This window comes from Isoptericola sp. MSGPD8_1_ISO-PGPR-S23-394, from assembly GCF_058072785.1.
In genome coordinates, this window is record NZ_CM176517.1 from 20,730 (window position 1) to 33,897 (window position 13,168).

General features: G+C 71.4%; 11 protein-coding genes and 1 tRNA gene. 2 read left to right on the forward strand and 10 right to left on the reverse strand.

Translation table 11 applies throughout. From position 1 onward, the window contains the following. Positions 1–28: 28 nt before the first annotated feature. From pknB to AC3RJ8_RS00135, 7 genes are read right to left on the reverse strand one after another with little or no spacing between them, the layout of a single operon-like run. Positions 29–2,119, reverse strand: coding sequence for a Stk1 family PASTA domain-containing Ser/Thr kinase (gene pknB, locus AC3RJ8_RS00105; protein ID WP_489713948.1), 2,091 nt, complete (start codon positions 2,117–2,119; stop codon positions 29–31). Beyond that, positions 2,120–3,577: a serine/threonine-protein kinase gene (locus AC3RJ8_RS00110; RefSeq protein ID WP_489713949.1), complete on the reverse strand. Its 1,458-nt coding sequence runs from the start codon at positions 3,575–3,577 to the stop codon at positions 2,120–2,122. Then, complete coding sequence (locus AC3RJ8_RS00115; RefSeq protein ID WP_489713950.1) at positions 3,574–5,031, reverse strand: peptidoglycan D,D-transpeptidase FtsI family protein; 1,458 nt, start codon at positions 5,029–5,031, stop codon at positions 3,574–3,576. The genes AC3RJ8_RS00110 and AC3RJ8_RS00115 overlap by 4 nt, the downstream gene beginning before the upstream one ends. Continuing rightward, positions 5,028–6,629, reverse strand: a complete 1,602-nt coding sequence (locus tag AC3RJ8_RS00120) for an FtsW/RodA/SpoVE family cell cycle protein (RefSeq protein ID WP_489713951.1) — start codon at positions 6,627–6,629, stop codon at positions 5,028–5,030. The genes AC3RJ8_RS00115 and AC3RJ8_RS00120 overlap by 4 nt, the downstream gene beginning before the upstream one ends. Further along, positions 6,626–7,972 (reverse strand): Stp1/IreP family PP2C-type Ser/Thr phosphatase, encoded by a 1,347-nt coding sequence (locus tag AC3RJ8_RS00125; protein WP_489713952.1) that lies wholly within the window; start codon positions 7,970–7,972, stop codon positions 6,626–6,628. The genes AC3RJ8_RS00120 and AC3RJ8_RS00125 overlap by 4 nt, the downstream gene beginning before the upstream one ends. Before the next feature lie 7 nt (positions 7,973–7,979). After that, positions 7,980–8,474, reverse strand: coding sequence for an FHA domain-containing protein FhaB/FipA (locus AC3RJ8_RS00130; protein WP_489713953.1), 495 nt, complete (start codon positions 8,472–8,474; stop codon positions 7,980–7,982). 10 nt (positions 8,475–8,484) lie between these two features. Continuing rightward, positions 8,485–9,204, reverse strand: a complete 720-nt coding sequence (locus tag AC3RJ8_RS00135) for an FHA domain-containing protein (protein ID WP_407319950.1) — start codon at positions 9,202–9,204, stop codon at positions 8,485–8,487. A 277-nt stretch (positions 9,205–9,481) separates the two neighbouring features. On the opposite strand from AC3RJ8_RS00135, the gene AC3RJ8_RS00140 reads away from it, so the two are divergent. After that, a tRNA-Leu gene (locus tag AC3RJ8_RS00140) sits at positions 9,482–9,565 on the forward strand. Positions 9,566–10,375: 810 nt separating this feature from the next. On the opposite strand, the gene AC3RJ8_RS00145 is transcribed toward AC3RJ8_RS00140, so the two are convergent. From AC3RJ8_RS00145 to AC3RJ8_RS00155, 3 genes are all read right to left on the reverse strand, one after another. Next, entirely contained in the window at positions 10,376–10,582 is a 207-nt protein-coding gene (locus tag AC3RJ8_RS00145) for a hypothetical protein (protein WP_489713954.1), read from the reverse strand. Positions 10,583–11,216: 634 nt separating this feature from the next. Beyond that, on the reverse strand, positions 11,217–12,059 hold the full coding sequence (locus tag AC3RJ8_RS00150; protein ID WP_489713955.1) for an NmrA family NAD(P)-binding protein: 843 nt from the start codon (positions 12,057–12,059) through the stop codon (positions 11,217–11,219). A gap of 25 nt (positions 12,060–12,084) precedes the next feature. Beyond that, the gene (locus AC3RJ8_RS00155; RefSeq protein ID WP_489713956.1) at positions 12,085–12,513 is read right to left on the reverse strand and encodes a Rid family hydrolase; all 429 of its coding nucleotides are present in this window, start codon (positions 12,511–12,513) and stop codon (positions 12,085–12,087) included. Positions 12,514–12,619: 106 nt separating this feature from the next. Between AC3RJ8_RS00155 and AC3RJ8_RS00160 the strand changes: the two genes are divergently transcribed. Then, complete coding sequence (locus tag AC3RJ8_RS00160; protein ID WP_489713957.1) at positions 12,620–13,129, forward strand: MarR family winged helix-turn-helix transcriptional regulator; 510 nt, start codon at positions 12,620–12,622, stop codon at positions 13,127–13,129. Positions 13,130–13,168: the final 39 nt, after the last annotated feature.

Genomic DNA, 13,168 nt, shown 5'->3' on the forward strand with positions numbered 1-13,168 from the left:
AGCCTCAGCCTGCCGCGGGTGGCGTGCCTCAGCCCTCGTCGCCGGGGTTCTCGCCCTCGTCGTCGCCGCCACCGCCGAGGCCGAGCCCCGGCTCCTCGTCGTCCTGCGGCGGGGCCGGCGTGGCCTCCCCGGCGCTGCAGTCCTGGCCCTCGGCGCCCGTGGAGATCGTGATCGTGACGTCCGACCCCACCTCCAGCTCGGTGCCGGCGGGCGGGTCCTGGTTGCTCACGAAGCCCGGGCAGTAGTCGGCCGACGACTCCGTGCGCTGGATCGGGTTGAGGTTGGACTGGCCGCCCAGTGCGTTCTCGGCCTCGTCGGCGGTCATGCCCGTGACCTCCGGGACGCTGACCGTCTCGGCCTCCGGCTCCTCGCCGATGGTGAGCTCCACCGTGGTGCCGCTATCGATCGTGCCTGGTTGCGGTGACTGGTCCACCACGCGGCCGACGTCGTTCGGGTCCTGCACCGGTTCGCTGCTGATCCGATAGTTGAGGCCGAGGTCGGAGAGCGCGGACTCGGCCTCGTCCTGCGTGCTGCCGAAGAGGTCCGGCAGCTCGACCTGTCCGTTGGAGACGACCAGGCTGACGGAGTCGCCCGGGGTGACGGCCTCGTTGGGACCGGGGTCGGACGAGATGACGTCGCCCTCGTCGACGCTCGAGCTGGCCTGCTCCTCGACGTCGCCCAGCTCCAGGCCGGCGTCCGAGATCTCGGCCTCGGCCTGCTCCCGGCTCATGCCGGTCACGTCCGGCATGCCGAACGTGTCGGGGCCGCCGGAGAAGAAGACGACCACCTGGGAGCCCTCCTCGACCTGCTCGCCGCTGGCCGGGTCGGACCGGGTGAGGGTGTTCTCCGGCTCGTCGGACTCCTCGTCGACGCGTGAGGAGTACACGAGGCCTGCGCCCTCGACGAGGCGTTGTGCCTCCGTCGGGCTCATGTTCGCGGTCAGCTCCGGCACGGCGACGAGGGTGGGCTCCTCCTCACCGCTGTTGAGCCAGAAGAACAGGATCGCCGCGAGGGCCAGCACGCCGACGCCGATGAGCGTCCACAGGAGCCACTTGCGGTTGCCCTTGCCGTCGTCGTCGGGCTCGGTGGGCGTGCCGACCGCCGTCTGGTCCGCCGGCAGGCCGGTCTGACCCCAGGGAGAGGGCTCCCCGGCCGGGGACATGACCTGGGTGCCCTGGGGGTCGCCCAGCACCTGGGTCGCGGCGTACCCGGCGGCCGCGCCGGCGCCGGCCGCACCGAGCGCGGGGGCCATGACGTTGCCGCCGCGCATGGCGGCCTCGAGGTCGGAGCGGAACTCGCCGGCCGACGAGTAGCGGTGGTCCCGGTCCTTCGTGAGCGAGCGCAGGGTGATCCGGTCGAGCACCTCGGGGACGTCGTTGGCGATCTCGCTGGGACGCTGCGGCTCCTGGCCCACGTGCTGGTAGGCGAGCGCCACGGCGGAGTCCCCGACGAACGGCGGCCGGCCGGTGAGGAGCTCGAAGAGCACGCAGCCCGTGGAGTACAGGTCGCTGCGGGCGTCGACCTGCTCTCCCCGGGCCTGCTCCGGCGACAGGTACTGGGCGGTCCCGATGACGGCCTGGCCCTGCGTCATGGTCGCCGCCGAGTCCGCCATCGCACGTGCGATGCCGAAGTCCATCACCTTGACCGCGCCCGTGGGCGTGATCATGACGTTGGCGGGCTTGATGTCGCGGTGCACGATCCCGGCGTGGTGAGAGTACTCCAGCGCGCTGAGGATGCCGACCGTGATCTCCACGGCCTCCTCGATGGGCACCGCGGCGCCGTCGGCGAGGATGTCGCGAACCGTGTGCCCCTCGACGTACTCCATGACGATGAACGGGATGTGGACAGGCTGCCCCGCCGCGTCGGTGGAGGTGTCCTCGCCCGTGTCGTAGACGGCGACGATCGCCGGGTGGTTGAGCGCGGCGGCCGACTGCGCCTCGCGCCGGAACCGGGCGAGGAACGACGGGTCGCGCGCGAGGTCGGAGCGCAGCACCTTGATCGCGACGGTGCGGCCGAGGCGCGTGTCGTGACCGATGTGCACCTCGGCCATGCCACCGCGGCCGATGAGCTCACCGACCTCGTACCGGCCCGCGAGTACTCGGGGCGTGTTGTCCACCACTCAGACGTCCTTCTGGGTCGTTGTCGCGCCGACGGGGCACGACGGGTCCGGGAGCATCATCCCAGAGTCGGGTTCGGTCATCTCCCGCAGGCGCGCGGGTCGTGTCACGAGCGCGGCGGCGGCGAGGGCGGGCAGCGCGGCGTCATCGCCGTCACCGCCGCCGAACACCCCGCTCAGGAGCGTCGCGACGAGCAGCACGCCGAGCAGCCCCAGCAGGGCCAGCAGCGGCCAGGAGAGGCGCCCGAGCGGGCCGAGGCGCTGCCCCGTCGTCGTGGAGCTGCGCACGGGATTGGAGGACGCGCGCGACGGGTGGGACGCCGTCGTCCGCGTGGCGTCGCTGCGGGCGGTGCCTTCGCGGGCCGCGGCTCGCGTCCGGGGGTCGCCCTGCGGAGGGGTCGGCCGCGAGGCCCCGCCCGACCGCAGGTCGCGGCGGGCCGGGTAGGTGCGGGGCACCACCGGGTCGGGTAGGTCCGGCGTGGACGACGACGGCGCGGAGCCAGGCTGCCCGGACGGCACCGGGTCGAGCGACCGGGCGGGGGGCGCGTCGTCGGGCCGGGCGTGGCGGACGGGTGCGGGGCGTCCGCCACGGGCGGCCCGGCGAGCGGCGCGGGAGCGGGCGCCGAGCGGGTCCTCGGCGATCTCCCGGGCCAGCGCGTCGAGCTCGTCGGCCAGCGCGGCGCCGGACGTGGGCCGCTTGCTCGGGTCCTTCGCCAGCATCCGCATGATGACGTCGTTGAGCCCGGGGTGGACGGTGGAGGGCAGCGGCGGCACCGCGTTGTTCACGTGCGCGACGGCGATGTCCACCGGCGTCGACCCCGTGAAGGGACGCTTGCCCGCCGTCGCCTCGTAGGCGACGATCCCCAGCGCGTACAGGTCGGAGGCCGCCGTCGCGGGCTGACCGACCGCCTGCTCCGGCGAGAGGTACTGGGCCGTGCCCATGACCATGCCCGTCGCCGTCATCGTCGCCTGGTTGGCGGCCAGGGAGACGCCGAAGTCGGTGATCTTCACCCCGCGGCCGTCGTGCTCCAGCAGGATGTTGCCGGGCTTGACGTCCCGGTGGACCACCTTGGTGAGGTGCGCATGGTGCAGTCCGCGCGCCGTCGCGGACAGGATCGGGAGCAGCTTGCGCGGCGCGACGACGGGTTCGCGCTCGAGGAGGTCCGCCAGGGGCTCGCCGAGCACGAGCTCCATGACGAGGAACCCGGCGCCGTCCTGCTCGCCGTAGTCGTACATCTGCGCGATGTTGGGGTGCGACAGCGCGGCGCTGTTGCGCGCCTCCGTGCGCAGCCGCTTGAGGAAGTCCTCGTTGCCCGTGAACTCCTCGCGCAGCACCTTCACGGCGACGTCGCGGCCCAGGTAGCCGTCGTCGGCCACCCAGACCTCGCCCATGCCGCCGACGGCGATCTGGCGGGTGAGGCGGTAGCGCTCCCCCAGGGCGAGCCCGATCGAGGGTCTCATCCGTTGAGCACCGCCTCGATGACGGCCTTCGCGATGGGCGCCGCGACCCGGCCGCCCGTCGCCTCGGAGCCCATGGAACCGCCCTGCTCGACGACGACGGCGACCGCCACCTGCGGGTCGTCGGCCGGCGCGAAACCGGTGAACCAGGCGTGCGGCGGGACCTCGGAGGTGGTCTGGGCGGTGCCCGTCTTGCCGGCCACGGTGAGACCGGGGATCTGGGCCGCGGTACCGGAACCGTTCTCGACCACGGACACCATCATGTCCGTCAGCTGCGAGGCGGTGTCCTCCGAGACCGCGTCACCGAGGCTCGACTCGCGGGTCTCGGAGACGACCTCGAGCTCCGCGTCCCGGATCGTGTCGACCGAGTACGGCGCCATGACCTCGCCGCCGTTCGCGATCGCCGCCGAGATCATCGCCACCTGCAGCGGCGTGACCTTGTCGTCGCCCTGGCCGATCGCCGACAGCGCCACCCGGTCCGGGGTCAGCTCGGCCGGGTCCGGGTAGGAGCTCGCGACCGCCGTGAACGGCACGTCCAGCGACTCGCCGAACCCGAAGTCGGCGGACTGCTCGGCCAGCGCGTCCGCCCCCAGGTCGACACCGAGCTTCGCGAACGCCGTGTTGCAGGAGATGCGCAGGGCGTCGGCGAGGGACTGCTCGCCGCTGGGCGCGCAGGCCTCTCCGCCGTAGTTGGGCAGGTCCGTGCGGGTTCCCGGCAACGTGTACGTCACCGGCGCGTCGATCACCGTGGTCTCGTCGTAGTCGCCGCTCTCCAGCGCTGCGGCGGCCGTGACCAGCTTGAAGGTCGACCCGGGCGGGTAGTGGGTGGCGGTGGCACGGCTGGTCAGAGGCTTGTCCTCGTCGTTCAGCAGATCGAGGTATGCCTGGTTGGCGGCGCCCGTGTCGTGGACCGCCAGGTCGTTCGGGTCGAACGTCGGCTTCGAGACCATCGCGAGGATCTTGCCGGTGGACGGCTCCAGCGCGACGACGGCGCCCCGCTGGTCGCCGAGCGCGTCCCAGGCGGCCTGCTGGGCCGCCGCATCGATAGTCAGCTCGACGGACGACCCCTGCGGGTCGGAGCCGGTCAGCAGGTTCTGCACCCGCTCCACCCACAGGGCGTCGGCCGAGCCGGCGAGGAAGTCGTTCTCCGCGCGCTCGATGCCGGACGTGCCGCTCACCAGGGAGTAGTAGCCGGTCAGGGGGGCGTAGAGCCGCCCCCGGTCGTACTCGCGCTGGTAGTTCCACTCGTCGTCGACCGGCACGGAGCTGGCCACGGCGTCGCCGTCGACGACGATCGGGCCGCGGTCGGTGCCGAACTGCGCGTACAGCGCGCGGGCGTTGCGGGGGTCGCTGTTGAGCCGGTCCGCAGCGAAGAACTGGATCCACGTCGTGGAGACGAGGAGGGCGAGGAACATGACCATGACGATCCCGGCCAGGCGACGGGTGGTCGTGTTCATGAGCGCTCACCTCCTCGGTGCTGCGGTGGATCCTCGGTGCTGATGTGCTCGGTGGCTGCCGAGCCGGCGGTGCTGGTGTCCTCGCCGGGTGCGCGGTCCGCGACTCGCCGCCGCGGGAGGTCGCCCGCCGCCGCTGTGCCGGCCGCGGGCGTCCCGTCGGCCGGGGTGCCGCCGTCGGACCCGGAACCGACGAGGATCGGTTCCGGCTCCGGCGCGGGCGGTCCCACCGACACCTGACCCCGTACCGGAAGGTCGGACGGCCGCCGGGCGCTGTCGGAGATCCGCAGCAGCAGCGCGATGACGATCCAGTTCGCGAGCAGGGAGGACCCGCCCTGCGCCATGAACGGCAGGGTCAGCCCGGTCAGCGGGATGATCCGGGTGATCCCCCCGACCACCACGAACACCTGGAGGGCCATCGCGAACGCGAGACCACCGGCGAGCAGCTTGCCGAAGCCGTCGCGCACGCTGAGCGCCGACTTCAGGCCGCGCTGCACGATGAGCAGGTAGCACAGGATGACCGCCGTGAGGCCGGTCAGGCCGAGCTCCTCGCCGAGGGCCGCGTAGATGAAGTCCGAGAAGGCGTACGGGATCTGGAACGGGCGCCCCTCGCCCCACCCGGTGCCGAACAGCCCGCCGTTCGCCATCGAGAACTGCCCCTGGACGAGCTGGTAGGACCCGCCAGGGTCCCTGTCGTACTGCGACGAGTCGAACGGGTGCAGCCATACGTCGATGCGCGCCCCGACGTGCGGGAACAGCTGTGCCGCGGCGACGGCACCCGCGGCGAACAGGGTGAGGCCGAGCACGATCCAGCTCGAGCGGGCCGTCGCCTGGTAGAGCATCGCGACGAACAGGCCGAAGAACAGCAGCGAGGTCCCGAGGTCACGCTGCAGGACGAGGACGGCGAGCGACGCGGCCCAGATGAGCAGGATCGGGCCGAGGTCGCGCAGCCGCGGGAGCTGCAGACCGAAGACCTTGGGGCCGGCGAGCGCGAGCGTGTCCCGGTTCGTGACCAGGTAGCCGGCGAAGAAGACGGCGAACGCGATCTTGGCGAACTCGGCGGGCTGCAGGGAGAAGCTGCCGACGTTGATCCAGATCCGCGCGCCGTTGATCTCCGTGCCGAGCCCGGGGATCAGCGGCAGCGCGATGAGCAGCAGGCCGACCACCATGGCGGTGTACGTGTAGCGGCGCAGCCAGCGGTGGTCCTTGAGGACCCACAGCAGGGCGAAGGCGATGATGGCGCCGAGCAGCGTCGCCTGCATGTTGCCGGCGGCGTCCGCCGGGGCCATCCCGGCGGCGTCGGAGATCTCGAGACGCCAGATCATCGACAGGCCGATGCCGTTGAGGAGCACGACCGCCGGCAGGATCACCTGGTCGGCCCACGGGGCGCGCAGCCGCAACACGATGTGAGCCACCAGCGCCGTCAGCCCGAGCAGCATGCTGCGGAACCAGAACTGGTCCGGCAGCTCGCCGCGGATCGACAGGCCGACCATCGCGAAGCCGCCGACGCCCCCGGCCAGCGCCAGGGTCAGCAGGAACACCTCGGCGAGCCGCAGCGGACGGCGCTGCCGAGGCTCGACCGCGGAGGTCTGGGACGTCACGCCTCGGCCCCCTCGTCGGTGGGCTCGGGGCTGGCGCCGGAACCCGCGGCCGGGCTCGACGACGGGGTGGCGGAGGGGGTGGCCGACGGCGACGGGGTGCCGCTCGGCTCCGGGGTGGGGGTGGGGGTGGGGGTGGGGAGCGCCTGGTCGATCAGGCTGTCGGCACGCTCGCGGGCCTCGGCCTGCGAGGACGCGCGGATCGTGCCGTCGAGGCGCTCGCTCCAGTACGCCGGGAGCTCGTCGACGGGAGTGCCCGTCAGCTCGATCGGCTCGGAGAGCTCGAGAGGGCCCGCGCTCTGCGGGATGCCCTGGTAGACGGCGACCTGGCCGTCCGCGACGCCGACGTAGAACTGCTCCTGCGTCCAGCCGTACGCCCACCAGGCGCCGTAGCCGAGACCACCGAGCACGAGGAGGGTGACGAGCACGCCGATCCAGGGGCGCCGGCGCCGGGGCCGGGCATCGCCGTCGTCGTCCTCCTCGTCGTCCTCCTCGTCGTCGTCGCGGGGGCCGTCGGCAGGGGTCTCCGGCGCGGGCCGCGCCAGCTCGGGCGCCATCTCCGCGGCGGCCGCTCCGACGATCTGCGTCGACGTCGTCGAGGGCACGGCGTCGTCCTCGTCGGGGTCCACGACGTCGGCGACGACGACCGTGATGTTGTCGGTGCTGCCGGCGGTCATCGCGAGGGTGACCAGCAGGTCCGCGGCCTCCTCGGGCGACTCGCACTCGGCGAGCACCTCGGTGATCTGCTCGATCGGCACGAAGCCCGACAGTCCGTCCGAGCAGAGCAGCCAGCGGTCGCCGGGGCGAGCCTCCCGCACCGACATGTCGGGCGTGAGATCGACGTCGAAGTCACCGAGGACCCGCATGACGACGTTGCGCTGCGGGTGCGTCTCCGCCTCGTCCGGCGAGATGCGGCCCGTGTCGACCAGGTGCTGGACGAACGTGTGGTCCACCGTCACCTGGTTGAGGGAGCCGTCGCGCAGCAGGTAGGCGCGCGAGTCGCCCAGGTGCGCCATCGCCAGGGTGTTGCCGGAGCGCAGCAGGGCGGTCACCGTGGTGCCCATGCCGGCGAGGTCGGGGTCCACCTCCGAGGCGTGCACCAGGTCCTGACGGGCCTGCTCGACGGTCCGCTCCAGGTCGGCCAGGGCCTCCTGCGGGCCGTGCTCCGAGCGGTCGAGAGGTGCGAGGGCGGCGATCGCGAGGCTGGAGGCCACGTCGCCTCCCGCGTGGCCGCCCATGCCGTCGGCGACCACCAGCAGGTTCGGGCCCGCGTAGGCGGAGTCCTGGTTGTTCTGCCGCACCAGGCCGACGTCGGAGCGCGCGGCGTACCTCAGGGCGAGGGTCACGAGGGCGTCACCCCTGCAGCTCGACGACGGAGCGGCCGATCTGCACGCCGACCCCCGGGGCGAGGTGGATCGGGGAGGTCACCTGCTGGTCGCCGATGAAGGTGCCGTTCGTCGAGCCGAGGTCCTCGACGTACCACTGGTCCCCCTGCGGGAAGATGCGGGCGTGTCGCGACGAAGAGTAGTCGTCGTCCAGGACCAGGGTGCAGCTCGGTGCCCGGCCGATGAGGATCGACGACGTCGACAGCGGCAGCGTCGTCCCGCTCAGCGGGCCGGCCGTGACGACCAGTCGCGACGGGCCGGAGCTGCGCGGCGGGGGCGAGCCGCTGCCCGCCGCCGCCGCCGCCGGCGCTGCCGCGGGTGTGCCGCCGTCGTCGGACCGCTTGCGCGACCGCGGGGAGCGCAGGGCGAGGTCGCGGCGCAGGACGGCGACGGCCGAGAGCACGAACACCCAGAGCAGCACCAGGTATCCCAGCCGCAGCAGGGTGAACGTCAGCTCGCTCATCCTCGGTCGATCACCAGTCCTCGTTGGGGCGGCCGGCCGACGTGCCGGTCCAGAACATGATGCGGGTCCGGCCGATGGTCATGGTGTTGCCGTCCAGGAGCGTCGCCGCAGGCACCTGGTGCCCCTCGACGAACAGGCCGTTGGTGGACCCGAGGTCCGTCGCGACCACACCCTCGGGCGCGACCCGGATCTCGAGGTGGCGGCGCGAGACGCCGGGGTCGTCGACGACGATGTCGGCCTCCGCGTCACGGCCGATGACCGTCACGGGGCCGGTCAGCAGGTAGCGCTGCCCGTCGATGTCGATGAGCGGGTGGCGGGTGCTCGGCGCCGGGTTCGTCGCCGGAGCGACGTTGCCGCGCACCGTGGCCGAACGCAGCTGGAAGCGACCGCCCGACAGCTCCTCGTGGTTCTCGAACGACACGCTCACCGGGCCGACGAAGGCGTAGTGCTGCGACGCGGCGTACTCGGTGAGGTTCGTCGCGAGCTCGTCCGCGAGCGTCTCCGCACCCCACGACTGCACCTGCCCGAAGTCGTTCGGGCTCAGCTCGATGGTGAACTCGTTGGGCGCGACCGTCCGGTCGTGGCCGACGACGGCGGCACGGTCGTCGATCTCGCGGCGCAGCCGGCTCGCCAGCTCCACCGCCTTGACCTCGCCGCCGCGCCCGACCTTGGCGAACGCGTTGTTCATCAGTCGTTCGACGCTCTTCTCGAAGCGGTCCAGCGCTCCCATGCCACCTCCTCTCGTCCACCCGTGCCTGTCGCGGGCAGACTATCCAGATCGTAGGCAGGGGCGCACCACCCGCGCCCGGAAACCTGTGGATTTCGTGCGAATCCCTCGGGTAGAGGTGGCACGCCAGGTCACAGGGCGGTCACGCCCGACGTCCTGGTGCGGTTCATGACGCTGTCTTGGCGAGCGAACCCGGCCCGGACTGTGACGCAGGTCCCTGCTGTTGGTGGTGGATCGAGTTGGGACCCGGGCGATGGTGCGTGCTAATCTCCTACGGCAAGCGCGAGTGGCGGAATAGGCAGACGCGCACGGTTCAGGTCCGTGTGCCCGAGAGGGCGTGGGGGTTCAACTCCCCCCTCGCGCACTTGTGGAGGGTTTCGGCTTCAGGGCCGGAACACCTTCGGAAAGTCCCGGTCAGGTTCTCCTGGCCGGGATTTTTTGTGTTCGGTGGGGTCGGTCGGGGCCGCCGGGGCGGGTTGAATGCCGGCGGCTTGATGCCCCAGCTGGTGGACGCAGCGTCAAGGGGGTGTCGCGGGGCGTTCGTGGGCGTGGTGGGTCGTCACGCGGGCCGGTTGCGCGGTGGCGGGTCGTCCTCGTTGTCGCCGGAGGTCGTGTGCCGGCCGGGCGGTCCGCGGCGATGTCGTCGCGTGGAGCGGGTGGTGCGTTCCAGGGGCCGAGTGGCGGGAGGTCCGCCGAGCTGTTGGGCCGTGACGGCGTGAACGAGTGCGAGGGCTGCCCCGTTGCGGTCGATGACGCCGGGGCGCAGCGCCATGCCGGCACACACGACGGGCAGTAGGTCGCCGCCAATCTGGAGGGGGGGCGGCGTAGGTTGCCAGGTGAAGTTCATCGCCGGAGCAGACATCGGTGCGCCTCCGGGTGGACGTCCGCTTGACCCAGTTCGCGTCCGGGGCGGCGTTGATCCTCCTGTCGGCCGGGAGCGCGTCGGGTCTGAAGGCGGAGTAGGAGGACTCGACGTCGGTCCCATCAGACCGATTCAGGTGTCCTCGCCGAGCACCGCACGGCCTGGTGGTCGCCGTCTTCGGCGCGTCCGGCCGTCAACATACCCGGCATGACGACAACATCCAAGGTCTGTCGCAATTCTGCGGGAGGGGCGGTAGGACGATGAGAAGTCGAACCCGGTTCAACCTCTCACCGCCCCACGGGCGTGCGTTCGTCAGGTGACTTTGAACGCATCATCGTCGAGATGGCCCATCGTCGTCGTAACGATCCTGGCCTCGCGTCCGATCTCTGCCTGTTCTCGCACGGACCTGCGCGCGTCCTGGAGTCGATCATAAGCCGCAATGGCGACAGGATCGCCGGGGTCGCGGCTGACCACAACATGGACGGATTCTCCTTCTTCGGTGGCCCGGTGCCAGGGCACGTCACCCTCGAATCCGTACGGGATCCTGCCGTGGTTGGAGTAGATTTCTTGTTGCAGGCGCTCTAGGTGTCGTGCCCCCGAAGGTATTACTCCTGCGAAGACCTCTGCCCCTAGCGGAGTGTATCCAAAGATGGCAGTGCATGTAGAAGTCACTATACTCGACACCCAAACCGTGCCGGAGAAGTGTAGACGCGTGAGTAGTACGACTTCCCCTTGTAGACGATCTTTCCAAGGGTTGTCCCCTTGAAGTTTGTGCCAGTAGTGCCGGTGCAAAAGTGCTCGACATTCTTCTGAGTGTAATTCTTCTGGTTGTAGTTTCCGCCGGTCTTCTTCTTTGCGACCTTCCATGTGAGGTAGTGCTGGTATCGCAGTTCCGTCGTGTGGTGAATCCTGCTCACTGCGATCATCGAGGGGTACGCGTCAGACGCGCAGGAGCGCGTCGGCAACCCAGCCCTCGCGCTCACCCTCGCCGTGGTGGCTGTGCTCGCCACGACCATCGGGGCCGTGGGATACGTGACGGGTCGCCTCGCGGCGATGCGGTAGGCCTCACTGAGGTGCACTGATGTACGCGTACGTGTACGAGACCTGCTGACCGGCGGGCTGGCGCACGAGGCCGGTCGGCGAGCGGCCCGCCTCAGGACGTCCGCGACCACGTCCCGGCCGCCGCGGCGTCCGCGACGAACCGCTCCAGGGAGCGCGCGGGACGGCCGGTCAGGCGGGGCACCGTGTCCGTGACGAGGGCGAAGTGGCCGGCGGCCACCCGCTCGTAGGTCAGCGCGGTCAGGTCCCGCTCGAACCCGCGCAGGCCCTTCAGAGCCTCCTCGGTCTCGAGCTCTGTGTAGCGGACCGTCCGGCCCTGCGCCGCTGAGAGGAGTGCCGCCGTCCGCGCCGGCAGCACGGCCTCCGGGCCGGACAGTTCGTAGGTCTGCCCGGCGTGCCGCTCGTCCGTCAGCACCAGCTCGGCGACCTCGGCGATGTCGCGGGTGTCGATCCAGGCCATGCGGGCGCTGGCGTGCGGGAAGGGGAACGCGCCGTCGGCGATCTCGTCGCCGACGAAGCGCGGGTCGGTGAGGACCTGCATGAACCATCCCGGCCGCAGCATGGTCCACGACCGCCCGCTCGCGCGGACGGCGCGCTCCACCGTCGCCGACCAGCCCTGCGGCCCCGAGTGCTCCGGGTCGCGTTCGGAGAGCAGCACGATGTGGGTCGACGCCGGGGTGGTGGCGAGGAAGGCCGCGACGAGGTCGGGCGCGTCCTCGCGGAGCGGGACGACGACGAAGACGGCGTCCACCCCGTCGGTCGCGCGAGCCCAGCCGCTCGGCCGGTCCCACGAGAGCTCGACCGCGACGACGCCGGTGCGGTCGACGAGCGCGGGGTCGCTGCTGCCGCCCCACAGCTCGACGTCGTCGCGGGGTGCCAGCCGGTCGGCCAGCGCCGAACCCGTCTTGCCGCGGACACCGGTGATCAGGATGCGCATCGTGGAACCTCCGTCGGTGAGGGCTTCAGGAGTCGGTGGTGGGTGGTGCGATCGCGGTGACCCGGATCTCGACGCGCATCCCGACGGCGCCGAGCGCGGCGACGCCGATCTCCGTCCACACGGGTGCGCGGTCGCCCATCCGGAGCCGGAACTGCTCGGTCATGACGGACGTGTGCTCGTCGCCGATCTCGTCGGTCGCCGTGGGGACGTGGAAGCTGTCGACGGCGACGACGTCGCGCCACGTGGCGCCGGTCAGCGCCAGGGTCTGCTCGACGTTGTCGAAGGCCTGGACGATCTCCTCGCGCAGGTCCGCGGGGAAGTGGAAGTCGCCGTCCCAGCCGCCCTGGCCGGAGAGGTGGACGGTGTCCCCGATGCGTACGGCCTGCTGGTAGTGGAGCTGCTCGCGCAGCATGTCGCCGTAGCCCGGGGTGACGAAGAACTGGGGATCGGTCATCGGTCGCTCGCTCTCGTTACTTCATGCGTGAACTGAAAAGGTGTCCCGAACGTACCACGGTTCACTTCATGTCGAAAGTAATCGGCAGCGCTGCTAAGGTCAGCGCATGCCCGAGCCGACCCAGGACGAACAGGTCGACGAGGCCGTCGACGGTGAGCCGCGCTGGCTCTCGCCGAGCGAGAAGGAGGCGTGGACCGGCGCGGCCTCGTTGATGCTGCTGCTTCCGGGCCGCCTCGACGCCGCGGTGCAGCGCGCGGCCGGTCTCAGCCTCTTCGAGTACCTCACGCTGAGCCACATGTCGGAGGCGGAGGACCGCCGTCTGGTCATGAGTGACCTGGCCTACCTGACCAACGGCTCGCTCCCCCGGCTCTCCAACGTCATGAAGAGGTTCGAGGCCCGCGGCTGGGCGTACCGGTACCCCGACCCCGACGATCGTCGCTGCACGATCGCGGCGCTCACCGACGAGGGCTACGCGAAGGTGGTCGAGGCGGCCCCCGCCCACCTGCGGTCCGTGCGAGAGCACGTCATCGACCCGTTGACGCCCACCGACCAGCGGGCGCTCGCCCGGATCGCCGCGAAGCTGCGCACCCGGCCGGAGGACTTCCCGGCCGCGTGACACGGTGAGCGTCACACAGGTCGCCCACAGGAGGTTGTG

Bases quoted from the DNA above. Each gene is read 5' to 3' on its own strand.
- AC3RJ8_RS00110 (WP_489713949.1), bottom strand. From the start codon at position 3,577: ATGAGACCCTCGATCGGGCTCGCCCTGGGGGAGCGCTACCGCCTCACC.
- AC3RJ8_RS00115 (WP_489713950.1), bottom strand. From the start codon at position 5,031: ATGAACACGACCACCCGTCGCCTGGCCGGGATCGTCATGGTCATGTTC.
- AC3RJ8_RS00130 (WP_489713953.1), bottom strand. From the start codon at position 8,474: ATGAGCGAGCTGACGTTCACCCTGCTGCGGCTGGGATACCTGGTGCTG.
- AC3RJ8_RS00135 (WP_407319950.1), bottom strand. From the start codon at position 9,204: ATGGGAGCGCTGGACCGCTTCGAGAAGAGCGTCGAACGACTGATGAAC.
- AC3RJ8_RS00150 (WP_489713955.1), bottom strand. From the start codon at position 12,059: ATGCGCATCCTGATCACCGGTGTCCGCGGCAAGACGGGTTCGGCGCTG.
- AC3RJ8_RS00155 (WP_489713956.1), bottom strand. From the start codon at position 12,513: ATGACCGATCCCCAGTTCTTCGTCACCCCGGGCTACGGCGACATGCTG.
- AC3RJ8_RS00160 (WP_489713957.1), top strand. From the start codon at position 12,620: ATGCCCGAGCCGACCCAGGACGAACAGGTCGACGAGGCCGTCGACGGT.